The 23,963-nt window shown below is 41.3% G+C and carries 20 protein-coding genes; 5 read left to right on the forward strand and 15 right to left on the reverse strand.

Annotation, left to right across the window (positions count from 1 at the left end):
* Nucleotides 1-4: 4 nt before the first annotated feature.
* The 3 genes from A923_RS0113620 to A923_RS0113630 form a co-directional block, all read right to left on the reverse strand.
* Complete coding sequence (locus A923_RS0113620; protein WP_017222229.1) at nucleotides 5-667, reverse strand: response regulator transcription factor; 663 nt, start codon at nucleotides 665-667, stop codon at nucleotides 5-7.
* Between the two features lie 104 nt (nucleotides 668-771).
* A complete protein-coding gene (locus A923_RS0113625) occupies nucleotides 772-1,476 on the reverse strand; it encodes an exonuclease domain-containing protein (protein WP_017222230.1) in 705 nt (234 codons plus the stop codon).
* A 70-nt stretch (nucleotides 1,477-1,546) separates the two neighbouring features.
* Nucleotides 1,547-3,391, reverse strand: a complete 1,845-nt coding sequence (locus tag A923_RS0113630; protein ID WP_017222231.1) for a DUF294 nucleotidyltransferase-like domain-containing protein — start codon at nucleotides 3,389-3,391, stop codon at nucleotides 1,547-1,549.
* A 313-nt stretch (nucleotides 3,392-3,704) separates the two neighbouring features.
* Between A923_RS0113630 and A923_RS0113635 the strand changes: the two genes are divergently transcribed.
* A complete protein-coding gene (locus A923_RS0113635) occupies nucleotides 3,705-3,956 on the forward strand; it encodes a DUF4212 domain-containing protein (RefSeq protein ID WP_017222232.1) in 252 nt (83 codons plus the stop codon).
* Nucleotides 3,957-5,693, forward strand: a complete 1,737-nt coding sequence (locus A923_RS0113640; RefSeq protein ID WP_017222233.1) for a sodium:solute symporter family protein — start codon at nucleotides 3,957-3,959, stop codon at nucleotides 5,691-5,693. It begins immediately after the preceding gene.
* A gap of 201 nt (nucleotides 5,694-5,894) precedes the next feature.
* Here A923_RS0113640 and kdsB read toward each other — a convergent pair whose 3' ends face one another.
* The 12 genes from kdsB to bioB all read right to left on the reverse strand — a co-directional run bounded on the left by kdsB (nucleotide 5,895) and on the right by bioB (nucleotide 20,113).
* On the reverse strand, nucleotides 5,895-6,653 hold the full coding sequence (kdsB, locus tag A923_RS0113645; protein WP_017222234.1) for a 3-deoxy-manno-octulosonate cytidylyltransferase: 759 nt from the start codon (nucleotides 6,651-6,653) through the stop codon (nucleotides 5,895-5,897).
* Nucleotides 6,650-6,838 carry a Trm112 family protein gene (locus A923_RS0113650; protein ID WP_017222235.1) on the reverse strand — a complete coding sequence of 63 codons (189 nt, stop codon included), beginning with the start codon at nucleotides 6,836-6,838 and terminating at the stop codon, nucleotides 6,650-6,652. Before A923_RS0113650 ends, kdsB begins: the two co-directional genes overlap by 4 nt.
* Nucleotides 6,822-7,814 carry a tetraacyldisaccharide 4'-kinase gene (lpxK, locus tag A923_RS0113655; protein WP_017222236.1) on the reverse strand — a complete coding sequence of 331 codons (993 nt, stop codon included), beginning with the start codon at nucleotides 7,812-7,814 and terminating at the stop codon, nucleotides 6,822-6,824. The genes A923_RS0113650 and lpxK overlap by 17 nt, the downstream gene beginning before the upstream one ends.
* A 50-nt stretch (nucleotides 7,815-7,864) precedes the next feature.
* Nucleotides 7,865-9,607, reverse strand: a complete 1,743-nt coding sequence (gene msbA / locus A923_RS0113660; protein ID WP_026006241.1) for a lipid A export permease/ATP-binding protein MsbA — start codon at nucleotides 9,605-9,607, stop codon at nucleotides 7,865-7,867.
* Nucleotides 9,608-9,800: 193 nt separating this feature from the next.
* Nucleotides 9,801-12,167 carry an efflux RND transporter permease subunit gene (locus tag A923_RS0113665; RefSeq protein WP_017222238.1) on the reverse strand — a complete coding sequence of 789 codons (2,367 nt, stop codon included), beginning with the start codon at nucleotides 12,165-12,167 and terminating at the stop codon, nucleotides 9,801-9,803.
* 1 nt (nucleotide 12,168) lies between these two features.
* Nucleotides 12,169-13,359, reverse strand: coding sequence for a WD40/YVTN/BNR-like repeat-containing protein (locus A923_RS0113670; RefSeq protein ID WP_017222239.1), 1,191 nt, complete (start codon nucleotides 13,357-13,359; stop codon nucleotides 12,169-12,171).
* A gap of 137 nt (nucleotides 13,360-13,496) precedes the next feature.
* Nucleotides 13,497-14,516 (reverse strand): AraC family transcriptional regulator, encoded by a 1,020-nt coding sequence (locus tag A923_RS0113675; RefSeq protein WP_017222240.1) that lies wholly within the window; start codon nucleotides 14,514-14,516, stop codon nucleotides 13,497-13,499.
* Nucleotides 14,517-14,756: 240 nt separating this feature from the next.
* Nucleotides 14,757-16,133 (reverse strand): hypothetical protein, encoded by a 1,377-nt coding sequence (locus tag A923_RS0113680; RefSeq protein ID WP_017222241.1) that lies wholly within the window; start codon nucleotides 16,131-16,133, stop codon nucleotides 14,757-14,759.
* A 118-nt stretch (nucleotides 16,134-16,251) separates the two neighbouring features.
* Nucleotides 16,252-16,986 carry a dethiobiotin synthase gene (gene bioD / locus A923_RS0113685; RefSeq protein WP_017222242.1) on the reverse strand — a complete coding sequence of 245 codons (735 nt, stop codon included), beginning with the start codon at nucleotides 16,984-16,986 and terminating at the stop codon, nucleotides 16,252-16,254.
* Between the two features lie 21 nt (nucleotides 16,987-17,007).
* Entirely contained in the window at nucleotides 17,008-17,844 is an 837-nt protein-coding gene (bioC, locus tag A923_RS0113690; protein ID WP_017222243.1) for a malonyl-ACP O-methyltransferase BioC, read from the reverse strand.
* Nucleotides 17,845-17,885: 41 nt separating this feature from the next.
* Nucleotides 17,886-19,016: an 8-amino-7-oxononanoate synthase gene (bioF, locus tag A923_RS0113695; RefSeq protein WP_017222244.1), complete on the reverse strand. Its 1,131-nt coding sequence runs from the start codon at nucleotides 19,014-19,016 to the stop codon at nucleotides 17,886-17,888.
* Complete coding sequence (bioB, locus tag A923_RS0113700) at nucleotides 19,016-20,113, reverse strand: biotin synthase BioB (RefSeq protein WP_017222245.1); 1,098 nt, start codon at nucleotides 20,111-20,113, stop codon at nucleotides 19,016-19,018. The genes bioF and bioB overlap by 1 nt, the downstream gene beginning before the upstream one ends.
* A gap of 91 nt (nucleotides 20,114-20,204) precedes the next feature.
* On the opposite strand from bioB, the gene bioA reads away from it, so the two are divergent.
* From bioA to asnS, 3 genes are all read left to right on the forward strand, one after another.
* Nucleotides 20,205-21,503, forward strand: a complete 1,299-nt coding sequence (bioA, locus tag A923_RS0113705; protein WP_017222246.1) for an adenosylmethionine--8-amino-7-oxononanoate transaminase — start codon at nucleotides 20,205-20,207, stop codon at nucleotides 21,501-21,503.
* A gap of 222 nt (nucleotides 21,504-21,725) precedes the next feature.
* Nucleotides 21,726-22,088 carry a hypothetical protein gene (locus A923_RS0113710; RefSeq protein WP_017222247.1) on the forward strand — a complete coding sequence of 121 codons (363 nt, stop codon included), beginning with the start codon at nucleotides 21,726-21,728 and terminating at the stop codon, nucleotides 22,086-22,088.
* A gap of 168 nt (nucleotides 22,089-22,256) precedes the next feature.
* Nucleotides 22,257-23,657 carry an asparagine--tRNA ligase gene (gene asnS, locus A923_RS0113715; RefSeq protein WP_017222248.1) on the forward strand — a complete coding sequence of 467 codons (1,401 nt, stop codon included), beginning with the start codon at nucleotides 22,257-22,259 and terminating at the stop codon, nucleotides 23,655-23,657.
* The last annotated feature ends 306 nt before the right edge of the window (nucleotides 23,658-23,963 follow it).

Here is a 23,963-nt window from a genome sequence, read left to right on the forward strand (position 1 = left end):
TAATTTATTCCTTTAAATTATCACTGTAATCCGCTACATCGAGTTGCCCCAACATCATTGCAGCTTGCGTTCTATTACGCACATTCAATTTACGAAAAATAGCGCTTGCATGGGCTTTAACTGTCGCCTCAGCAACACAAAGTTTGTCACCAATTTGTTTATTCAACAGGCCTTCAGAAAACATCATTAATATGCGATATTCTTGTACGGTTAATTTAGCTATCGCCTCGTCAGCAACATTGCTCACTGTTTCTTGCGCTTTTTCAAACGAACCTGGTACCCACAACTGTCCAGATAATACTTTATTGATAGCGGTAATAATTGTCGGCACAGATTCTGACTTGGGCACAAAACCTGATGCACCGTGCTGCATCGCTTTACCGATAATGGTCTCGTCACTGTAGGCAGAGATAACCACAACCGGAATGTCTGGGTATTGCTTACGAATACGAATGAGATGATCAAAGCCATGCGCACCGGGAATATTAAGATCCAGTAATAACAAATCAACATCGGTATTTTTAACTAAACAATCACTAAGGCTTTCAACCGTTTCGGCCTCAAGCCATTGTGTAGTATTAAATTGTTCTTTTAAGGCAATCAACAATGCTTGGCGAAAAAGAGGGTGATCATCAGCAATGATGATTTTTTCTGGCATTACGTGCATATTCATCCATGTATGACTACAAATAATTAACCCCTACTATACATGACACCATGTTGCCAAACTGTGACCAAGTTAACTCGGTTCACGCACAACATGCGACTTAGCTAACTGAAAGCACTTGTGATCAAAGACTTAAGTTTTGTATCACCCTTTAATTCTGAATGTTGTATTTTAGCCATAAACAACTCAGCAGTGGCAATCGCATCGTTTAATGCATTGTGCGCTGCATAGTGTGGTAATCCATACTCATCACGCAAGCTCGTCAAATGCAGCGTCGATGGCGAGTAAGCCTGACTACACCTGTCGTGCCGCTTTTTAGCCAAGGCTAATGTATCAATGATCGGAAATACAGGCGCCATGCCATACAACTTAATACAAGCTTGTTCGAGAAAGTTTTTTTCTATCTGAGCATAATGAACCAGCATAGCTTTTCCCGCTAATGCCGTTAACAAGTCCTCGACGACGCTTGCCAAGGGTCGTCCGCTGGCTTTTTCCTGATCTGTGATGGTGTGAATAGTCACATTATCATCTTCAAGTTGGCAGTGCGCAGCGACAATTTGATGATAACAACTATCCAATCTAATTTGGCTAGCAGCCAGCGCGACGTAACCAATACTCAAAATATTATCTTGTTTCGCATTCAACCCGGTTGTTTCAAAATCCACAGCTAAAATATCACTGTCCATAATAGGTTGTTCAAGATCGATAATCGGCACACTTAAATATTGTTTCAACGCCCCTTCAGGCGCTTTACTCAGCAAGCGTTTACGTTGTTTCTCTAAACTAAAAAACGATTTTATAAGATTCATACTATGTCCTTACTCATCAGTTTATCCAGTGTCTACTTCTATCTATTACAAACTACAAATTAACGACCAACTACACCATCTGTCGATAACTTTGCATGGCTTTAATTACCTTAAACGCATCTTTTAAATGTTCACGTTCCAATCGAGAGATCTCTTTTGGTAACAGATAGCTATCAGCCTCTTCACCTTTGATTAATTGCTTGGCTTGATGCTCGGCACGTAACATGCCTAACAGCTCAAATGCATCAATCAAATTAGCAGATTCAGTACGACTCAGCGATGGCGTGCCCGCCGCGAGTCTTAAGCGCATAATAGTATTTACATCTTCGATACCTTCAGCCAAAGCATAAATACGCGCAAGATTAATGATCGGCGCTAAGCCATTATGCTTAAGATCCAAGCCTTTTTTGTTGTTACCATCTTGGATCAAAACAAAATCACGAAAGAATCCTAATGGCGGTTTCTGTAACAACGCATTGCGTGATAGATGCGCTTGAAACAAGGTATTCTTTTGCGTTTTCGCTAACATATTACGACGCACATCTTGCAACAAAGAACTGTCACCATAGACGGTAGCAAGATCAAAAAACACGCTACTGTTTAACAATGCTTGCGGATCTGGCTGTGTGACCCAATCATTAAAATAACCTTGCCATACGCGCTTTTTCTGCCGCCATTGGGTGTTAGTCGCCATAATATTACCCGGACAATAAATATAACCACAAGCCGCTAGACCATCACAAACAAAATGCGCAAATGCTTCAAACCACGCTTCTTGCTCGGGGGTCGCACTATCATCAATGATCAGGGCATTATCTTGATCCGAATAAACTAACTGCTCTTGCCGCGCTTGTGAACCGGCACATAACCAAGCGTAACCAACAGGTGCATTACCCAATTTTTGCTCTGCTAACTCAATTAAGCGAATGGTAAATGCCATGGTCAGTGCACTGATGTTTTTACCTAAATAATCCGCACTGGCCCCCAACTTGGCCATGCTTACTTGTAGTTTGGGTAACATCAAACTTAACTCAACCAAGACATCGACAGAACTGGCTTTATGGATCACCGAACTTAAATTAACCGCATGATGACCTTCTTGATTCATTAAGTCCGTCGCCGTCAGCATGCCAACCAATGCCCCATATTTCGTCACAGGTAAGTGGTGTATACGCTGACTTATCATTAACGCGAGCGCATCATGACCACAAAGATTGATATCAATTGTCGCCATATTGGCGGTCATAATATCTGTCACCGCGTGTTGAATATTTAATCCTTCAGCAACGCAACGTCGGCGAATGTCTTTATCCGTAACAATACCGGCCGGCTGTTCATCTGCCATGATAACCAGACACGAGACGCCTTTTTCGGTCATGTATTTAGCGGCATCTTTAATACTCGCTTGCGTGGTGATTGTGATAGCTGGGCTGTTGTAATAATCAGTTATCGGCGCATTGGTTAAACTCGACGCGATTAATGCCGATTCCGTTATCGCGCCCATGGTATTCTGCAGTCGCTGTGGTGCGGTTTGTAACAAAAACTGTAAGGCAGTGGGCTGCTCAGTAAGTAACTCTTCTAACTCATTAAAATCAATAGCATATAGCAAACAATCTTCTTCAACACGTAAGCTTATCTGTAACCTTTCGGTATCTGGTCGGCATAGTACACTGCATAAATCCCCTTCTGAGAATTTACCCTGTAATTCACCCGCGTTATCGTAATAGGCAATGACACCTTTTTTAACGATATACAGCATAACCTGGTCGTTTTGATGAACATTCAAAATGGTTTCATTGCGGTAATAACCGATTGAAGTTCGTTTGGCAATAAGATGACAATCCTGATCATTTAATAAATTAAATGGTGGAATGACTTTAATAAAATCAACAATATCATTTAACGCTGCATTCATATGTTCACTCTAGCCTCTACTGTTCTGCACTTGAATCTGTGCTTGTATCGATACTAATAGTCGTAAATCACCTTGTATTGATAATTCACTTTGTATCTTCAGTTTTAACCCTATACCTCTAAATCGTCAACATCATAAAATAATATATAGACGAAAGTTGTATAGGGTTATTTTTTAAAGGTTGCTAAATTTACAACATGCTAGTGCGAACGCCAACGACTTGTCATGCAAGTTAAGGACAACTTATGTCGGTGATCAATAACTAACTAATTTTACTTATTAAGATTTAATCGTTTTTTTTGGGAGAAAGGATATGGAACAAGAAAACGCCTATTGGCAAACCAATATACGACTTATATTAACCTGTTTAGTAATTTGGTTTGTAGTGTCATTTGGCTGTGGCATTTTATTCGTCGAACAATTGAATGAGTTTCGACTCGGTGGATATAAGCTTGGTTTCTGGTTCGCACAACAAGGGTCTATTTATACCTTCGTTGGTTTAGTTTTTTGGTATGCCGTACAGATGAATAAGCTGGACAAAAAACACAATGTTGAGGAAGAATAAATGACCGAATTAAAACTCTATACCTATATCGCCGTATTCGGTTCGTTTACTTTATATTTTGCCATTGCTTGGTTTGCTCGCGCTAAAACAACCAGTGACTTCTATGCCGCTGGCGGTGGTATTACCCCATTACAAAACGGGATGGCGATCGGCGCCGATTGGATGAGCGCCGCGTCGTTCTTATCAATGGCTGGTCTTATTGCCTTTCTTGGTTACGGTGGTTCAGTGTTCTTAATGGGGTGGACGGGTGGTTTTGTACTGCTAGCGACCTTACTGGCCCCCTATATGCGTAAACACGGTAAGTTTACCGTGCCAGAATTCATTGCCGACCGCTATGACTCAAAAACAGCGCGTGTGGTGGCAATTGTCTGCTTAATTGTCGCTTCTGTGACCTATATTATTGGCCAAATGAAAGGTGTTGGTGTTGCCTTCTCTCGCTTCTTAGAAGTTGATTATGACCTAGGTCTAGGCATAGGTATGGTTGTGGTATGGGTTTATGCTGTACTTGGTGGTATGAAAGGTATTACTTACACGCAGATCGCACAGTACTGTGTACTTATCTTTGCTTATACTATCCCAGCAGTATTCATTTCGTTACAACTAACAGGTAATCCAATTCCACAACTTGGTTTGGGTAGTACCCTTGCCGATGGTAGCGGTGTTTATCTGCTTGATAAAATCGATATGGTTGTCACCGACCTCGGCTTTAACCAATACACAACTGATAACATGGGCGGCACATTAAACATGTTCGCTTACACGCTGTCATTAATGATTGGTACAGCGGGTTTACCACACGTTATTATGCGCTTCTTTACTGTTCCAACAGTGAAAGCGGCTCGTGCATCGGCAGGTTATGCATTAGTATTTATTGCCTTACTTTATACAGTCGCACCAGCTGTTGGTGCAATGGCTCGCTTCAATCTTATCAACACGATTGAGCCATCTGCAGGTCAACAACTTGAGTATGAGAAACGTCCACAATGGTTTAAAGACTGGGAAGGTACAGGTCTATTAAAATTTGAAGATAAAAATGGTGATGGCAAAATTAATTATGTTGCTGACCCTGTTAAAAATGAAATGGTTAAAGTTGACCGTGACATCATGGTATTAGCGAATCCTGCAATTGCAAACCTACCAAACTGGGTGATTGCATTGGTTGCCGCAGGTGGTCTAGCCGCTGCACTCTCAACTGCCGCAGGTTTACTACTGGCCATTTCATCCGCTATTTCACATGATTTAATGAAAGGTATACTAACACCAAACATGACCGAGAAAGCCGAACTCAAAGCAGGCCGTATCGTGATGACTATTTCTATCATCATCGCTGGCTACCTTGGTTTAAATCCGCCTGGATTCGCCGCCGGTACCGTTGCCCTCGCCTTTGGTTTAGCAGGTTCATCGTTATTCCCAGCGTTAATGATGGGTATCTTTTCGAAGAAAATTAATGGTACAGCTGCCGTATCGGGTATGTGTGCAGGTTTAGGTATTACTATGCTGTATGTATTCCAACATAAAGGCATCATGTTTATCCCAGGTACTTCGTTCCTAGGCGGCATGGAAGAAAACTGGTTCTTTGGTATCTCACCTAACGCATTTGGTTCTGTAGGTGCACTTGTTAACTTTACCGTGGCATTTGTTGTCACCAAAGTAACCGGTGATGCGCCATTGCATATCCAACAGCTAGTTGAAAACTTACGTTACCCACGTGGCGCAGGTGCAGCAGCAGACCACTAATAACCCACTACATCGCGATTGAAACAATCCAATCGCGCTATTTAGACTGTCGGTTAGACTATTGATTGTAAGTAAATCGTAGATAATAAAAATGCCGTTCATCAATTGATGAACGGCATTTTTGTATTTACATTTTAACTCAAACTAGTATAGCAATTTGATAACTTGTTACTATCCACTGTTCGGCTAAGCAGTGATGACTTACTGAGCACTAACAATATTACGTACCACAACAAGATCTTCTGGTGTATCAACACCGGCAGCGGGTGCTTCAAGCGCTTCTTCAACGTGAATTTTCTCACCATGCCAAAGTACACGTAGTTGCTCTAGTGATTCGATCTGTTCAAGTTCAGTCTCTGCCCACTGCACGTAATCAAGAATAAAACCAGCACGGTATGCGTAGATACCAACATGACGTTGATAAACAGGTTTAATCTCAGTCACAGGCTCGTGCATAAAGTTATCACGGTGATAAGGGATCGGTGCACGACTAAAATACAAAGCATAACCTTGTTTATCCGTCACAACTTTAACCGCGTTCGGGTTAAAAACCTCTTCCACATCGGTAATAGCAACTGATAATGTCGCCATACGTGCTTCACTTTGCTTGCCAAGATTTGTGGCAACTTGCTCAATAATACGCGGTGGAATTAATGGTTCATCACCTTGTACGTTAACAATGATATCATCGTCATTAAAACCGAGCTTAGTACATACTTCAGCTAAACGTTCAGTACCCGAATTATGGTCCGGTGAGGTCATACACACTTCATAGCCTAATGCCGTCACCGCTTGTTCGATACGAGCATCATCAGTCGCAATCACTACCCGTGATGCGCCACTTTGTAATGCTTGTTCGGCAACACGTTGGATCATTGTTTTACCACAAATATCAACTAACGGCTTACCCGGTAAACGGCTTGACTGATAGCGTGATGGGATCACAACGATAAAACTCATTTAGCTAATTCTTCAGACGTTAACAAACGTGCTTTCACTTCTAGTAATACCGGGATACCTTCCGTGATTGGATACGCAAGACGGTCTGCATTACAGATAAGTTCATTATTACTTTTATCAAAATGTAATTTACCTTTGCATACAGGGCAAGCAATAATTTCAAGTAAGTTATGATCCAAAGTCATGGTTTAATTCCTTTAATGTTAATAATAACTGCGGTAAAAAATCGCTATCTAAACTTGCGTTTACCGGTAAATAATACCAATTATCCTGAGCGAAAGACTGACACTTAACAGCATCTTTTTCAGTCATAATAACGGTTCGCCCCGCTGCAAACTGCGTAATGTCTGCGGCAGTAAAAGCATGATGATCGGGAAATGAAAGATGTTCTTCAATCACATAATGGTGTTTTTCTAATGTGTTATAAAACCGCTGTGGATTACCAATACCGGCAATCGCAACATAGGCGACGTCAGTATTTAGCGTGGCAATGTCGTTATTAATCACTTTACGTAATGGCGCGGCAACTAAGTGCATATTAGCCTCACCAGCTAAACCATTACCTCCATTACAAATAACAAAATCAGCCGTTTTTAAACGCCAAGCACCTTCTCGTAACGGGCCCATCGGTAATAAGTGACCATTGCCAAGGCGACGTTTACCATCTATAACAATGAGTTCAATGTCTCTTTGCATTGCATAATGCTGGAGACCGTCATCAGTAATGATCACGTCAACATCAAACTGAGCTAATAAATGCGCCGCTGCAGCAGTACGCACAGGGCTAATAACCAGTGGGCATTGCGTGCGTTGGTGTAACATAAACGGTTCGTCGCCGCTGTGTGCGACTGGCGAATCGCTATTAACAATATAGGGATAGTGTGGTGCTTTCGAACCATAACCGCGGCTGATAATCCCCGGTTTGTAACCCGCAGCAGTAAGCTGCTCACACAAGTAAACGACCAAAGGCGTTTTACCTGTGCCTCCTACCGTAATGTTACCGACAACAATAGTCGGTACAGCAGGTTTAACACTGGCTTTAATACCCAGCTCAAATAGCTTACGGCGACTGCATGTAATGGCAGCAAACGTCAGACTTAACGGTGCCAGTAACCACTTTAACCAATGGTTTCCATACCAAATATCCTCTTCTATTTTCACACTAGCTCCTGTTATTCACACCAGTTCGATGTTTAACACCAAATACACGTTTAGCCACCAAGTTGTAAACGGTGTAATTGTGCGTAATGCTCACCTTTAGCAAGGAGTTCGGTGTGCGAACCACTCTCAATAATAGAACCAGCTTCGATAACCAGAATGCGGTCTGCAGCTTCAATCGTGGTTAAACGATGGGCAATCACTAACGAGGTTCTGTCTTTTTGTAATGTCTCAAGCGCTTGCTGAACCTTTTTCTCAGATTCTGCATCCAGTGCCGACGTTGCTTCATCAAGAATCAAGATAGGAGCATCTTGTAACAACGCACGCGCAATAGCGATACGTTGACGTTGACCACCCGATAGCATAGCGCCATTTTCACCTACCATAGTATCAAAGCCATGTTCAAAGCCTTCGATAAATTCTAATGCATTGGCTTTTGTTGCGGCTTCAATAATCTCTTCGCGCGTCACTTCGTTAATACGGCCATAGGCTATATTCGCAGCTACCGAGTCATTAAATAAATGCACATTTTGCGATACTAAGGCAATCTGGTTACGTAACGATTTCAACTCATAGTCATGCAGAGGTCGATCATCAATACTGATCTGACCTTTCTCTATTTCATAAAAACGTGTGAGTAAACTAGCCAATGTTGATTTACCACTACCAGAACGGCCAACAAGCGCAATCATCTCACCCGGCTGCGCGGTAAAATTCATATTCTCAATCAAACGAGCACTCGCCGTTGGATAAGTAAAATCAACATTCGAGAAGGTAATTTTACCAGCAACACGTTCTGGTATATAGGTACCAGTATTTTTTTCAGCTTCTAGATCTAGAATATCAAATAAGCTATTACACGCTGCAATTGCTTTTTGGATTTCAGAGTTGACGTTAGTAATGTCACGTAATGGGCGTAATAACGCCATCATCGAACCAACAATCGCCACGAATTTACCCGGGGTAAGTTCCGCTCGAATAGAGTCAAACGAGGCCAGATATAACACGACACCAAGTGCGAATGATGCCACAATTTGTACTAACGCATTACTCGCAGCACTGGTTGTTGCCATTTTCATTTGTTGCTGACGGATATGATTACTTACAGTACCAAAACGCTCGCGCTCTGTTTCATGCCCTGCAGACATTAATACGTCTTTATGACCATGTAACATTTGCTGCGCCGTTGATGACACATTACCCATTGCTTTCTGTAAGCGACGACTGATTACCCGGAAACGACCGCTCACAGTACCGATAATGATACCGACCAGTGGTGCAATAAAGAGTAATACCAGTGATAACTGCCAGCTCTGATAGAACATCCAAATAAGTAAACCAAGAATAAATGCACCACTACGGAAAACATTGACGATGGTTTTAGATGCAGCACCTGAAACTTGAGTGGAATCATAGATAATTTTTGATACTAATTCACCCGATGGCGTTTTATCAAAAAAACTCACTGGTAAATGCATAAGATGATCAAATAACTGACGTTGTAGACGCATGACGACTGTATTACCGGCTTTCGCCATACAATAACTTGAACCAAACGAGGCTAAACCACGCAGGGTTACCATGCCAACCACAAACAATGGCATCCATTTCAAGAATGCTGACGCTTCAGCGTTAAAGCCATCATCGACAAGAGGCTGTAGAATATTGAGTAATGTTGCATCGACAATACCGTAACCAAGCATCGCGAGAATACCAAAACCTAAGGTGGTTTTTAAATCGAGAACATAAATAGAAAATCGCTTAACCGTCTGCCAAGCTGTACGCTGTTGATCCATAAAAACTGTCTTGTTATTGAGATAGGCGATCATTTTAAACCTAGGTTAACGAAAACGCCAAACTTTCCATGCACTCAAGCGAATAATAACTGTTTTTTAACCATATTAACGAAAAAGGGCTGACCCAAATGGACCAACCCTTTTAATAACAGCGCTAACATACTGGCATTAATAGAACACAGCAGTACTGGTTTTATGCAGCATTACTACTATCTTGCTCTGTTTTAGCTTGCTGAGATGGCGCTACAACTTGTCTATTGCCGCCAATATTGAGTAACCAAGCCAGTGCAGGTAAGAAACACAAGGCACCGAGCATATTCCAAATAAACATGAAAGTGAGCATTAAGCCCATGTCGGCTTGGAATTTAATTGGTGAAAGTACCCAAGTACACACCCCAATCGCTAACGTAATACCGGTAAACGCAACCGCTTTACCTGTGCTTGATAATGCATATTTATAAGCATCTTGTAAGTTATCACCAATTTTTAAACGCGCTGATAATTGGCTATAAATATAAATACCGTAATCAACACCAATACCCACGCCTAACGCGATCACAGGTAAGGTAGCCACTTTCACGCCTATGCCTAATGTCGCCATTAACGCTTGCCCCAGAATAGAAGTCAGTGCTAGCGGTAAAATAATACAGATCAGTGTTTTAACCGAACGGAATGTAAGGAAACACAGAATCGCAACGACGCCGTATACCCACATCAACATTTGATATTGGGCTTTTTCAATGACACTGTTAGTCGCGGCTTCAATACCGGCATTACCAGCAGCAAGTGCAAAGTTAACACCTTCTGTTTTATTCGCTGTCGTATACGCGGTAATATCTGCGATTACAGTTTCAAGGGTATTGGCTTTATGATCATCAAGATAAATAATCAGCGGTAACATACTGCAGGTATTATTCATAAACGCTGCAGGAGCACGGCCTACCGCAGCATTAAGCACCAGTTGGTTGGGGCTTAAACCTTGCCATTTAGGATTACCTTCATTCATACCGACAATCGCTTTTTTGGCAATTGTCGCGACAGATAATGTCGACTGTACGCCAGCAATACCTTCAACATGTGACTGTAACTGATTCACTGCATTCAATGTATGGTAACTACTACACTGCTCGGCAGGTGTTTCAACCATCAACACCATGATGTCAGTACTGGCTTGATAGTTGTTTACCACATAAGCATTATCGAGATTATAGCGGCTGTCCGCACGTAACTCTGGTGCACCGGCATCAAGATCACCGATTTTAAGCGATTGGCCTTGGTATAAACCGACCGCAAGGCAAACCACACCAAATATCAACGCCGACTTAGCCCATTTCGCATCCGCAAAACGACTAAAGACAGTCACAATTAACGGTGTTTTCGATTGTTCAGCGACCAAGTATTTGATACCTGCAGGAGACACACCCGTCCAAGACATCAAAATAGGTAACAGTATCAAGTTAGTTAACAAGATAACCGCAACACCGACACTGGCTGCCGTAGCGAGATCTTGAATAACTTCAATTTCAATCACGTTTAAGGTAATAAAACCAAGTCCGTCACTTAACAATGCAATCAAACCAGGGATTGCTAACGCCCTAAAGCCAAGACGAGCCGCTTGTTCGGCTTTATTGCCCGCAGCCATATGCTGGCCAATCGCGCTAATAAGTTGTACACCATGACTCACAGCAATCGCAAACACTAAAAATGGCACTAACATAGAGTAAGGATCCAGACCCTGCCCCAGTAAATTAAGTAAACCTAATTGCCAGATAACCGCAACGAGCGCACAAGTAACCGTCACAAACGTGCTTCTTAAACAGCGGCTATACAGATACAGCAATGCAAACGTAATGACGATGGCCGTTAAGAAAAAGATCACCACTTCTGCCGCGCCAGCAATCAAATCGCCAACCACTTTAGCAAAACCTGTGATGTGAACCTTCACACCATTCACTTCATACTTACTGCGGATCTCTTCTAACGTTGTAGATAATTGATTGTAATCTAATGGTTTACCGGTATCAGGGTTGATGCTCATTAATGGCAATAAGAATACCGCTGATTTAAAGTCATCACCGACTAAATAACCGACTTGACCCGATAACATCACATTGCGACGTAATCTATCCAACGTACGTTGACTGCCATCATAATCACTCGGGATCACAGTGCCACCGACAAAACCATCTTCGGTTACTTCAGCCCAGGTGACATTAGCGGTCCAAATTGACTTCATTCCTGAACGGTCAACGCCAGAGATAAAAAATAATTCATCATTTAAGGTGCGCATCTGTTCTTGAAATTCAGCGTTGAAAATATCACCATTTTCGTTTTCAATAACAACGCGTACACTATTGCCTAAACTGGCTAGCTCTTGTTTATAATTTAAGTAGTTTTGCACATATTCATGCTGCACCGGGATCATTTTTTCAAATGACGCACTCGGTCTGACTAAACTCGCGTTATACGCTAAAAATGCAGTCAGTAACACGATCACTGCAAACACGATATATTTAAAACCAAATAACTGTTTCTCGATCCAAATAGTAAGCTTTTCCATATTACTTCAGACCTCCCTGACCTAGTTCATTTTGACTATTTGTTTGCCAACCACGTAATCCAGTCGTGATGACATTATCACCGACAATTTTAACGGAAGTGATATCGATTCGTTGACTTGTTTTTGAGATATTATTAAAGGTATGGCCGTTGTAGACTAATTTTAATCCACCAGCGCCAACGAGTAACAGCTCTGTGTTACTCAGCCAATCAGCAGAGAATATATGGTTAGTTACCCCGGTATCAAGGTGTTGCCAAGTCTCGCCTTGGTCTTTTGAAGCAAACATGTTGCCACGTAGTCCGTAACTGTAAAGTGACGTGCCATTAACGTCGATACCAAACAGTGAACCCATGTAATTAATATCGAGTGAACGCCAGTTTTCACCTAAATCTGAACTTGCCATGCCAAGACCCGCTTCGCCGACCACATAGATATTATTATCCACATCTGTCGTTAACGCATTAAGGTGGAAACCTTCAGGGTTCGGTACTTGATAGCCGATATATTGCCAATTATTACCGCCATCCTTGGTTTCTAGCATTGCGCCATAAGCACCAATGACAAGGCCGTAATCGGGTGTCGTGAATAGCACATCAAAAAATGAAATTTCGATACCCGCGTTTGCCGTTAAATCTTCAAGTTTATAAGTCGCATCATCGAGTTGTATCTCTAACTCATCAAGCATGTCTTCATCAAACGAACTGTCAGCTTCGGCACGTTCAAACTGCATCGTTAAGGTCACGATTTGCTGTTCCAAACTGGTTTTCAACAAACCGGTTAACTGCAAACCGTCGAACATTTTAATCCAATTATGACCGCCATCCGTGGTTTTTAATATCACGCCTTGATGACCCACTGCCCAAGCAACTTTGTCATTAATGAAGTTGACAGCGGTGATTGTCGTTTGCACCGGAACGTTAGCCTGCAGCCAAGTTAACTCAGCATTATCACGCACTAAAATACGACCGTACTCTCCCACCATAACTTGACGTCGCTGGAAATTATCGATCTCTAAAAAGACACTTTTCTCGGCAAGGCTATTCATTTCTGCCGCAACCTGTAACACATTGTTGTCGACATAACGGGTTGCTTTATTTAACGCTTGCTCGTCACTGGCACTATGCACTAGTAATGGTACTGGTAAACTTAATGCACATAACAGCGCAAGCAATTTTTTATCCATACTTGGCATTTGTATCACCCTAATCCCTTAAGTTTACGAAGGTCTTCTCACTAAGACCTAAATTTATTCATCCAATGGCAATCAATGTATCACTTGCCATCAGTAATTCTATTCTCGGCATCTCTATTTATGAATCGCAATGTTATTTATGAATGGCAATGCTCTCCTCGATAAACCCCAGGTGTCACGCCTTTCCAACGTTTAAATGCGCGAGAAAAATTAGCTACATTAGAAAACCCTAACAAATAGCTTATTTCCCCCAACGATAAACGGTTTTGATTTAAATGTTGTTCAGCGGTTGTTTGACGAATGTTTTCAACGAGGTCTTTATAGCTGGTTCCAGAGTCATTAAGTTTTCGCTGTAAACTACGTTGGCTAAAGTTCAATTTTTCAGCCACAAAATCTATATTAGGCACACCAGTCGCCATCAACGACACAACTTCCGAACGCACTTGGCTGACAACATTATTACAATCAAGGCCAGCAAGATAATCATCAACCGCTTTATCACTAAAAGAAATAAGATCTTGCGCAAAATTGGGTAACCGTTTTGATAGCACTTTACGGTCCATCACTAACATAGACTTATTTGAGTTAAACTCGACTGTACAGCCAGTATGTGCTTCAAACTGCTGGACACATCGTGCATTAGCAGTGGTATATATCTTGACGGGGGCAAAGCCAGGATTAGACAGATCACGACAAATTTTGATGATAGAGAGCAACATGGTTAGCTCTAGTGTATCGCCAATACGATTAATGCTGTCGTCTGTCTCATTTAAGTTTAATTCAAGGTAGCAATACGATTCGTCTTCCGTTAAATGAATACGACAGGTACTACTCAGCACCCTGTCATAATGCACTAACCGTGTAAATGCGTCTTGTAATGATGAAGAGGCTTGCAGTGCACAACCTAGTGCATGAAATGTAGTCGCAACAATACATTGACTCACCTTAATTGGTAAAAGTGGATCATCAGTCAGTGTTACAGATTGCTCGAAGAGTTTATTACACAGGCTAACGGGGATACGACTGCCTACGTTAGTTATTTCATCAATGCTAACTTCTGATTTTGATAGCAACTCGAAAGGTTCGATTCCTTTCCATAATAGTGCTTTATATAAGGCAACTAACCAGCCTCCAATTACATCTCCTTGACCATCCATTGTCAGCACTCCTTTGCTCATCTTACTCATTGCTTCATTACATCATGGCTTAAAAGAGGGTATCAACCTCAATTCAACCTGAAGACATACTACGAATATTTCACATGAGCAACAGATTGGCAACAATATTAATACAAAAATAGGAGCTTCGCATCATAATAATTCAAACGTTTGATTAAATTATTATAAAGGTATTAGATTATAGTCAGATTTAACTCCTATATATGCGTAATTTAACGACTACAAAATCTCGCTAAAAATATCAGCCGCTTCAATATCAAGGATACCAGAACGATTAACGGTGATTTTATGGCGTTGATAAACAACTTTGGCACTGTCATCTTTTAGACCAACAACCACATTGACTTGATAACGCCTTTCAATCGATTCTTTGGTGATCTTACTTTCATTTTCTGTGTATACAGCACCAGTCCCCCGCTCTAAATAACGAATAAGCGGTCTAACACTAAAGTAAACCTGTTCTTGAATACGATCATAACCTGGTTGAAAGCCTTTATTACTGACCTTAGTATCTAACCGGTAGTGTAAGAGTATGGATTCTTGTTTATTCTGTGGTCGACGGCGATATAAAACGTCACGGACTACTTTTGGTAACTTGTTTTGCTTAATATAGTCTAGCCATATACGTTGTTTAGAGATAACTTGCTTATTTGATGTATCAATCAAGTGTCTTGACCATTTTGGTCGACCTTTCCTTATCCAACGCCATAAGGTGTTATTAAATTCATCTTTAAAGATCTCCCTAAAGCCATAAATAACCGACAATACCGCAATCAAAGCATACGTCAGTCCTTTCAACTCACCTTGCGCAAAAAAGATAAGACTTAACACAATCACCATCACTAAAGAGGTTGCGGTGCCTTTTACTATCTTTTTCTGATGTGCCCCGAGCGCTTGGGTTTCTTCTTTAAAGATAACGCCATGTTCGATCAAACGACGTAACAAGCGCATTTTATTGGCTATTCGGTTTGGATCTAATAACGTACTCGCGGAGTTATATCCATTCTGTAAGCGATACTTAGCTTCACCTCGACAAAAGCCAATGATTTCCGCACGTTCATCCAGAAACTCATTACTCTTTTTACGTTTGGACAAGGCTTTATAGCAACATTGCTCACTAAACCATGAAAGGTAATTATCCACATTATTAAAATAAGCTTTTAATTTTTCATCTTTTGGGGCATTACGACGAAACTTTTTAATAATCGACTTGGCGACTTCATTCAGTTCAATTAACGCAGCATAAAACAATTGCGGTTCAATTTGTTCTTGAATATTGCGGATGTCTTTTTCAAATGCTTTGGCAAATTGGTAAGCAAAAAGGTTTAAGTTAACGCGATATTCGTCTGGGGAACGCTTCATTCGACTCGCAAAACGGCTTTGTACTAACGGCAGGTGTAAGCCCTCTGAATAATACGCCCGTTTACCTTGAATGCCACGGTAGAAATAATCGTCTTCAGTTAACGTTCGTGGATTAATACCCATTTCGTTAGGTAACAAAAAGTATACGTCCACGCGACGGTAGTCACCTTGTGGAATAAGGTGGTTAAGTTTAAATGATAATTTGTCTTCTTGCTTTAAAACAATCTTAGCCACGCCGTATTTGTCCTTTAATTATTGCATCTACTCCCTGCACCACGATACAAATACCTACTTGTGGATACACGATTAGGATTTGAGAACCATTGGCATATATGGCTAAGTATATTATCCTTTACAACGACAAATAAGAAGTTAAATCCAAATAGTTAGCTGAATTTTCATTTTTCTCTTCAATTGATGCAAAATAAGGTATTTCACCCATTAATGGTGCTGATAATGCCATTGTTAAGGTTTCAATCATTTCAGTATAATTAGCAATATCGATTGTGGGACTATTCGCGATCCAACCGACAAGATTAGCGCCTGAATGGATAATAGCTTGTGCTGATAATATGGCATGATTTAAACAACCTAACTTAACCCCTACTACAAGAATAACATCTAACTGCTTTTCGGCTACCCAAGATGAAAATAAGTGGCTGTTATCAGAATTGTTTTTGTTCATGCTATTCTTGTTCATACTAATAGGCAGGTGCCAACCACCAGCACCTTCTATAACGGCAAAGTCAATATCATCAGGCACCTGAGTGATTGCAGCATCCACTAACGCCAAATCAATAAACTCACCGCTTTTGTGCGCCGCTATATGTGGTGCTATCGGGGCTTGATAAGCAATTGGATTAACGATTTCATAAGCTAATAGATGCGATGCATGTTGTTGTAATAACAATGCATCTTCATTGCGCAGCCCCTCTGATGTTAATTCACAGCCCGCCGATATTGGTTTTAAACCAACTGTTTTAAACCCTAATTTGTTAGCGTAATCAAGTACTGCACAACTGACTACGGTTTTACCCACATCGGTATCAGTACCGGTAATAAATACTTTTTTTAAATTTGTTGTCATCGGGGACCTTATTATACAAAATTAGCACTTACGCAATAAACAGTAAGCGAGTTTATAGCTAAGCGGTAATAAACCTTGGTTATCACGTAAGGTTTCATAGTTCGCTTTAAACGCTCTTAGCTCACCTTGTGTTGTCGGTTTCCCATCTTTATCATGCACATGATTAGCACCAATGCCTTTCAGACTTAACATTACCTCTTTAACGCTTGAGTAATACATCGTTTTGATTTCGACCTGAAACGTTTCGACACTTAAACCTGACTTTAATAGTGCCACCTTAATGTCACCTTCAGACAAAAAGCGATTTACATGTCGATGTTCATTCACTGTCGACCATGATTGTGTCAACTCATCGAGGCTGCCAGAAACTAACGTACTAAATAGCAGTAAACCACCCGGCTTTAAGCAACGTGAAACTTCAATTAAGGGTGTCGCTAAATCATCGCACCATTGCAATGCTAAATTTGAGACACACAAATCGACACTACTAGACAGTAAGGGCAACGCCTCAGCATCGCCGTTTAACCAGTAAATTGGCTGCGTTGCTGTATTCAGCTTATCTTTATGACGCTGCTTTTGTATATGCTGTTCTTGTAAGCAATGTTGCAATTTAGCGTGAGCTAGCATACCAAACGATAAATCAACCGCGATTAGCTGTTTACTGCAGTTGGCCAACGTCGGTAATAATGCCCCACTGCCACAACCCAGATCGACAGTGGTATTATAAGTGTCAGCGTTAAGTCCATTAGGTAGGTATTGTAATAATTGATCACTCGACAAGCGCTGTAAAATCGCATGTTGATCATAACTCGCGGCAGCTTTACCAAAACAACGTGCAACCGCATTCTTATCAATCATCAAGCGCCTCCTCTCTTTTATTACTAATGCTAATTCTATTTCTATTTCTCATCTAACGCTTCTTTCAAACGAGTCAGTAATAGATCAATGTCTTCAATACGATGATTGGCTGATAAGGTAATACGTAATCGAGACGTGCCCAGTGGTACCGTAGGCGGTCTAATCGCTTTGACAAGCAACCCTTGATTAGCAAGGGTCTGACTTATTTTCATCGCTTTGCTGGCATCGCCAATAAGCAAAGGTTGAATCGCCGTATCAGAGGGCATCAGCGTAATATTACATAAAGAACACTGTTGTTTAAAATAACAAATAAGTTGATTTAAATGGCTAACGCGCCATGTTTCAGTCAGCATAATCGTTAACGCTTTATCAATACACATTGCCATTGCAGCTGGCATTGCGGTCGAATAAATATACGGTTTAGAAAAGTTAACCAGGTAGTCAATCACTTCTTTAGATGCCGCTACAAACGCACCCGATACACCAACGGCTTTACCAAACGTCGCCATGTATAAATCAACATCAGCGGCTAATAAACCCTGTTGTTTCAGGCTATTGTGTCCCTGCGGTAATACCCCAAAACCATGGGCATCGTCGACTAACAACCAAGCGTCATGTCCTTTACATTGCTGACTAATCGCCGGTAAATCGGCCATATCACCATCCATGCTAAACACACCTTCGGTAACAACCAGTGAATTAGCGTGTTGAGGACGATATTGCATCAAGATTTGAGCAAGATGGTTACTGTCATTATGCTTAAAACGCTTCATGGTGGCAGGAGAATATACCCCCGCTTCGATTAATGACGCATGGTTAAGCTTATCCTGTACCAATAAATCGTTTTTATTTAACAAGGCTTTGATTAGCGCTTGGTTAGCACTGTAGCCAGAATTAAATAACAAACTTGATTCGAACCCGGTTATTTCAACTAATTTGTCTTCGAGTGCCGCATGCGCATGAGTATAACCCGTGACTAACGCCGAGCCGCCACTACCCACACCATGTTCGTTTGCGCCACGCTGCCATGCTGCAATAACATCGGGGTGTGTCGATAGCCCTAAATAATCATTAGCTGAAAAATTAATAGCTTCATTACATACCGCCCGCGTGCGTAACAACGAATCTGTTTGCTGCTGGCGTAATGCTTGTGTAATGAATTCAAAAGCCATTAAAGTGCCGCGCTGCGAACGTCTACCGTGTTTTTCTCAATACTGTTTTTATCAATACTGGTTGCATCATAAAACAATGACGGCGAAGCTTGTTCTGCGATCTCATCTAATAACTGTGCAGATTGCGCTTCATCACTTGCTTCACGAATACGTGCAGGCTGTAGCCCTAGTTTTTTAAATAAACGCTTATCACTGTCTTCATCTGGATTGTCTGTGGTGAGCAACTTGCAACCATAAAAAATAGAGTTAGCCCCCGCCATGAAGCAAAGTGCTTGGGTTTGTTCACTCATCGCCTCACGACCCGCCGATAAGCGCACATACGATTTCGGCATTAAGATACGCGCAGTTGCGATGGTACGAACAAACTCTAATTCATCTAGATCTGGGGTATCTTCAAGTGGTGTGCCAGCCACTTTAACCAACATATTAATCGGCACACTTTCTGGATGGTGTGCTAGGTTAGCCAGTGACTTGAGCAGACCAATACGGTCAAGTTGTTGCTCACCCATACCAACGATGCCGCCAGAACACACTTTCATACCCGCTTCACGCACGTGTCCTAGAGTATCTAAACGATCTTGATAAGTTCGCGTGGTAATAATCTGTTCGTAATACTCTTCAGACGTATCTAAGTTATGGTTGTAATAATCTAAACCAGCTGCAGACAATGACTGTGCTTGATCGGGTGCTAACATACCCAATGTCATGCAAGTTTCCAGCCCCATCGCTTTAACACCTTTAACCATATCAATTAAATACGGCATATCGCGTTTATGTGGGTTTTTCCACGCTGCGCCCATACAAAAACGACTCGCGCCATTTTCTTTTGCCTCAGCAGCACGAGTCAGTACGGTTTCGACTTGCATCAAACGTTCTTTTTCAATGCCGGTGGTATAACGGGCACTTTGTGGACAGTACTTACAATCTTCCGGGCAAGCACCGGTTTTGATTGATAGCAGCGTACTGATTTGTACACTGTTCGGATCGAAATGTTGACGATGCACCGTTTGAGCCTGAAACATCAAATCATTAAACGGTTGGTTAAATAGCGCTTCAATCTCATCCACTTGCCAATCATGGCGAACACGGTTAGTCATCTAAAATCCTTTATTTGAATTTGTGCGTAAACTCGATTAGTCTATCCAGCATAGCCGCAAGGTCAACCAAATGCTAAAACCAAGGTTTACAATGACTCAGAAAACAAACGATAATTTAATGAAGTTCGACCAGCAACACATCTGGCACCCATATACATCGATGACTAAACCTTTGCCTTGTTATCACGTCGATAGCGCGAGTGGTGTTTATTTAACATTAAATGACGGTACCCGACTCATCGATGGTATGTCTTCTTGGTGGGCATCCATTCATGGCTACAACGTACCTGCGCTAAATCAAGCAATGCAGGTTCAAGCAAGTAAAATGTCCCATGTCATGTTTGGTGGTATCACCCATGAACCAGCGATAAACCTATGCCAGAAATTGGTTGATATCACCCCTGAAGGACTAGAATGTGTGTTCCTGTCAGATTCAGGATCAGTCAGTGTCGAAGTAGCAATGAAAATGGCGATTCAATATTGGCATCATCAACAGCCGACCAAGAAGAAGTTTGTCACCATACGTAATGGCTATCACGGCGATACCTTTGGCGCGATGTCAGTTTGTGATCCAGATAATGGTATGCACGAATTATTCACCGGTTTCTTGGCCCCGCAGTACTTTATTGACGCGCCGAGCATCAAATTTGATGAACAGTGGCAAGACACTGCAATGCAAGCATTAACCGACACATTAGCAGAAAACCACCAGCACATTGCGGCGTTTATTTTAGAACCGATAGTGCAAGGTGCAGGGGGAATGAAGTTCTACCACCCTGAATTTTTACGTCAGGCTAAATTACTTTGTGAACGTTATGAAGTGCTTTTGATTGCTGATGAAATTGCCACAGGCTTTGGCCGTACCGGTAAGTTATTTGCCTGTGAACACGCCGCTATCACCCCGGACATAATGTGCCTAGGCAAAGGTATTACCGGTGGTTATATGACCCTAGCGGCCACGCTAACGACTCGACACGTAGCCGAAACAATCAGCAATGGACCAAGTGGTGTATTGATGCACGGTCCCACGTTTATGGGCAATCCCCTTGCCTGCGCAGTCGCCAACGCCAGCATTGATTTATTAATGAATAGTGATTGGCAACAACAAGTCGCCGGTATTGAAAAGCAATTGCAACAAGCGTTATTGCCATTGACTGAACATGACAACGTCAACGATGCTCGCGTACTGGGCACTATTGGTGTCATTGAAACGACGCAATCTATCGATCTTGCTAAAGCGCAGGTCGTGTTTGTGGAATTAGGCGTGTGGATCAGACCTTTCGGTAAATTACTGTATATCATGCCTCCTTATATTATTTCGGCAACAGAGCTCGAGACATTATGCAATGTGATCAAACAAGTACTTGATACCGACATTTGGGCTGAATAACTCTATTTGGGGTTAATAACACTATTTTTGATTAATAAAAAAGTCAATTTAGCACTCTCTGGATTTGACTTGTAATATTATCAAAATGGTCTTTGCTAGACTCTTTGCTAAGCTAAGGTATCCACGTCTACAATTACGACATGGGGACTTAATAATAATGAATGTAACAAGTGTCATCGCCACCTTGTTACATTACTTTAACCTTAGCTTTTGGAGTCATCGATGCTTAATAATTTCATGATTTTTGCTTTAACGACCGTTAGCTTGGCGGCTATCTCGTATATTATTTATATTAAAATAATTGCCCCGCTTACCAGTATTACCGATTATATTCAGGAAGCTAAATTTGAACATAACATCATCAATAAGCTGGAACATGCGACAGATACCCACGGTTTATCCGATCGCTACAATCTGATGCTTGACAACAACATCAGTGAATCCAGTTATTTTGAAAAATTAGAGCAAAGTTTAAAACAACGTACAGCAACCCCTTCAAATAGCACCTCAATCAAACCCAGCAGCAGTTTGTTAAATCAGACACAGTTGCTACAGCAAAAGAAAAAACAAATTAATTACCATTAGGATCCTTAATAATTATTCAATTTCAGTGATAATTTACTAATTATTAAGCAAACAAAATGATTTTTCATTGTTTTTACTTGTATCCTACAACTGCAAAGGTAATATAACCTTACTTAAATAATCATCATTCGCTCAGCAAGAGCTTTTTATGCTGGAGAGCAATAATCTATGACGCATTCGTCAGTTAAAGATATTTTTGCCGGTAAATTCCCGGTAGGTAGCACAGTTACAACGAAAGGCTGGATCCGCACACGTCGTGATTCTAAAGCTGGTATCTCTTTCTTAGCTATTTACGATGGTTCGTGTTTCGATCCTATCCAAGCAGTTGTAAGCAAAGATTTACCGAACTACGAAGCAGACGTATTAAATCTGACTGCTAGTTGTTCAGTTGAAGTTACTGGTGTTGTTGTTGAATCACCAGGTAAAGGTCAATCATTCGAGATCCAAGCAACAGAAGTAATTGTACTTGGTTTAGTAGAAGACCCAGACACTTACCCAATGTCAGCTAAACGTCACAGCATCGAGTACCTTCGTGAACACGCTCACCTACGTGGCCGTACTAACGTTATGGGTGCGGTTATGCGTGTTCGTAACTGTTTATCACAAGCTATTCACCGTTTTTACCATGAAAATGGTTATAACTGGTTAAGCACACCGCTTATCACAGGTAGTGATTGTGAAGGTGCTGGTGAAATGTTCCGTGTAAGTACACTGGATATGAATAACCTGCCTTTAACTGATAAAGGTGAAGTTGATTACAAAGAAGATTTCTTTGGTAAAGAGACTTTCCTAACAGTATCTGGTCAGCTTAACGCTGAAACTTATGCTTGTGCGATTGGTAAAGTTTATACTTTCGGCCCTACGTTCCGTGCTGAAAACTCAAACACAACGCGTCACCTTGCAGAATTCTGGATGGTTGAACCTGAGATTGCGTTTGCTGATTTAGACGATGCTGCAAAACTAGCTGAAGATATGCTTAAATATTGCTTTAAAGCAGTACTAGAAGAGCGTATGGATGACATGCAGTTCTTTGCACAACGTATCAACAAAGAAGCGATTACGCGTTTAGAAAGCTTTGTAGAATCTGACTTTGCGCAAATTGATTACACTGACGCAATTAAGATCTTAGAAGAATGTGGTCAAGAATTCGAATTCCCAGTTTCTTGGGGTATCGATATGTCTTCTGAGCACGAACGTTACCTTGCTGAAGTACACTTCAAAGCACCTGTTGTTGTTAAAAACTACCCGAAAGATATTAAATCATTCTACATGCGTATGAATGAAGACGGTAAAACAGTTGCAGCAATGGACGTACTTGCACCAGGCATCGGCGAAATCATCGGCGGTAGTCAACGTGAAGAACGTTTAGATATGCTTGATAAGCGTATGGAAGAAATGGGTCTAAACAAAGAAGATTACTGGTGGTACCGCGACCTACGTCGTTTTGGTACAGTGCCACATTCTGGTTTTGGTCTAGGCTTCGAACGTTTAGTGTCTTATGTAACTGGTATGCAAAATATCCGTGACGTAATTCCTTTCCCACGTGCACCTCGCACAGCGGAATTCTAATTTAAGCATTTATTTTTTAATTTAGCATCTATGTCTAACTTAAAAACGTAGCTTAAAACAAAAAGGCTGGTGAGATAATTATTTATCTTACCAGCCTTTTTTTTGACTGTTATTTTACTGTAATGCTTGTTCAACGCTTATCGCACCGACAATCAACCACGCAGCAGTAAGTTAAACGCAGCAATAGCGATTAACCGTCAATATCGATCAAGTTCATCACCATCAATTTACCAATGACGATTACATACATCACGTTGATATTAGTCAGCTTTACTACGTCATTTAAGCATAAATAACCATAAACAG

Source organism: Moritella dasanensis ArB 0140 (assembly GCF_000276805.1).
Classification (GTDB): Bacteria; Pseudomonadota; Gammaproteobacteria; order Enterobacterales; family Moritellaceae; genus Moritella; species Moritella dasanensis.

Coding starts and splice junctions, on each gene's coding strand:
- A923_RS0113620 (WP_017222229.1), bottom strand. CDS start 667: ATGCACGTAATGCCAGAAAAAATCATCATTGCTGATGATCACCCTCTT.
- A923_RS0113625 (WP_017222230.1), bottom strand. CDS start 1,476: ATGAATCTTATAAAATCGTTTTTTAGTTTAGAGAAACAACGTAAACGC.
- A923_RS0113630 (WP_017222231.1), bottom strand. CDS start 3,391: ATGAATGCAGCGTTAAATGATATTGTTGATTTTATTAAAGTCATTCCA.
- A923_RS0113635 (WP_017222232.1), top strand. CDS start 3,705: ATGGAACAAGAAAACGCCTATTGGCAAACCAATATACGACTTATATTA.
- A923_RS0113640 (WP_017222233.1), top strand. CDS start 3,957: ATGACCGAATTAAAACTCTATACCTATATCGCCGTATTCGGTTCGTTT.
- kdsB (WP_017222234.1), bottom strand. CDS start 6,653: ATGAGTTTTATCGTTGTGATCCCATCACGCTATCAGTCAAGCCGTTTA.
- A923_RS0113650 (WP_017222235.1), bottom strand. CDS start 6,838: ATGACTTTGGATCATAACTTACTTGAAATTATTGCTTGCCCTGTATGC.
- msbA (WP_026006241.1), bottom strand. CDS start 9,607: ATGGATCAACAGCGTACAGCTTGGCAGACGGTTAAGCGATTTTCTATT.
- A923_RS0113665 (WP_017222238.1), bottom strand. CDS start 12,167: ATGGAAAAGCTTACTATTTGGATCGAGAAACAGTTATTTGGTTTTAAA.
- A923_RS0113670 (WP_017222239.1), bottom strand. CDS start 13,359: ATGCCAAGTATGGATAAAAAATTGCTTGCGCTGTTATGTGCATTAAGT.
- A923_RS0113675 (WP_017222240.1), bottom strand. CDS start 14,516: ATGGATGGTCAAGGAGATGTAATTGGAGGCTGGTTAGTTGCCTTATAT.
- bioD (WP_017222242.1), bottom strand. CDS start 16,986: ATGACAACAAATTTAAAAAAAGTATTTATTACCGGTACTGATACCGAT.
- bioC (WP_017222243.1), bottom strand. CDS start 17,844: ATGATTGATAAGAATGCGGTTGCACGTTGTTTTGGTAAAGCTGCCGCG.
- bioF (WP_017222244.1), bottom strand. CDS start 19,016: ATGGCTTTTGAATTCATTACACAAGCATTACGCCAGCAGCAAACAGAT.
- bioB (WP_017222245.1), bottom strand. CDS start 20,113: ATGACTAACCGTGTTCGCCATGATTGGCAAGTGGATGAGATTGAAGCG.
- bioA (WP_017222246.1), top strand. CDS start 20,205: ATGACTCAGAAAACAAACGATAATTTAATGAAGTTCGACCAGCAACAC.
- A923_RS0113710 (WP_017222247.1), top strand. CDS start 21,726: ATGCTTAATAATTTCATGATTTTTGCTTTAACGACCGTTAGCTTGGCG.
- asnS (WP_017222248.1), top strand. CDS start 22,257: ATGACGCATTCGTCAGTTAAAGATATTTTTGCCGGTAAATTCCCGGTA.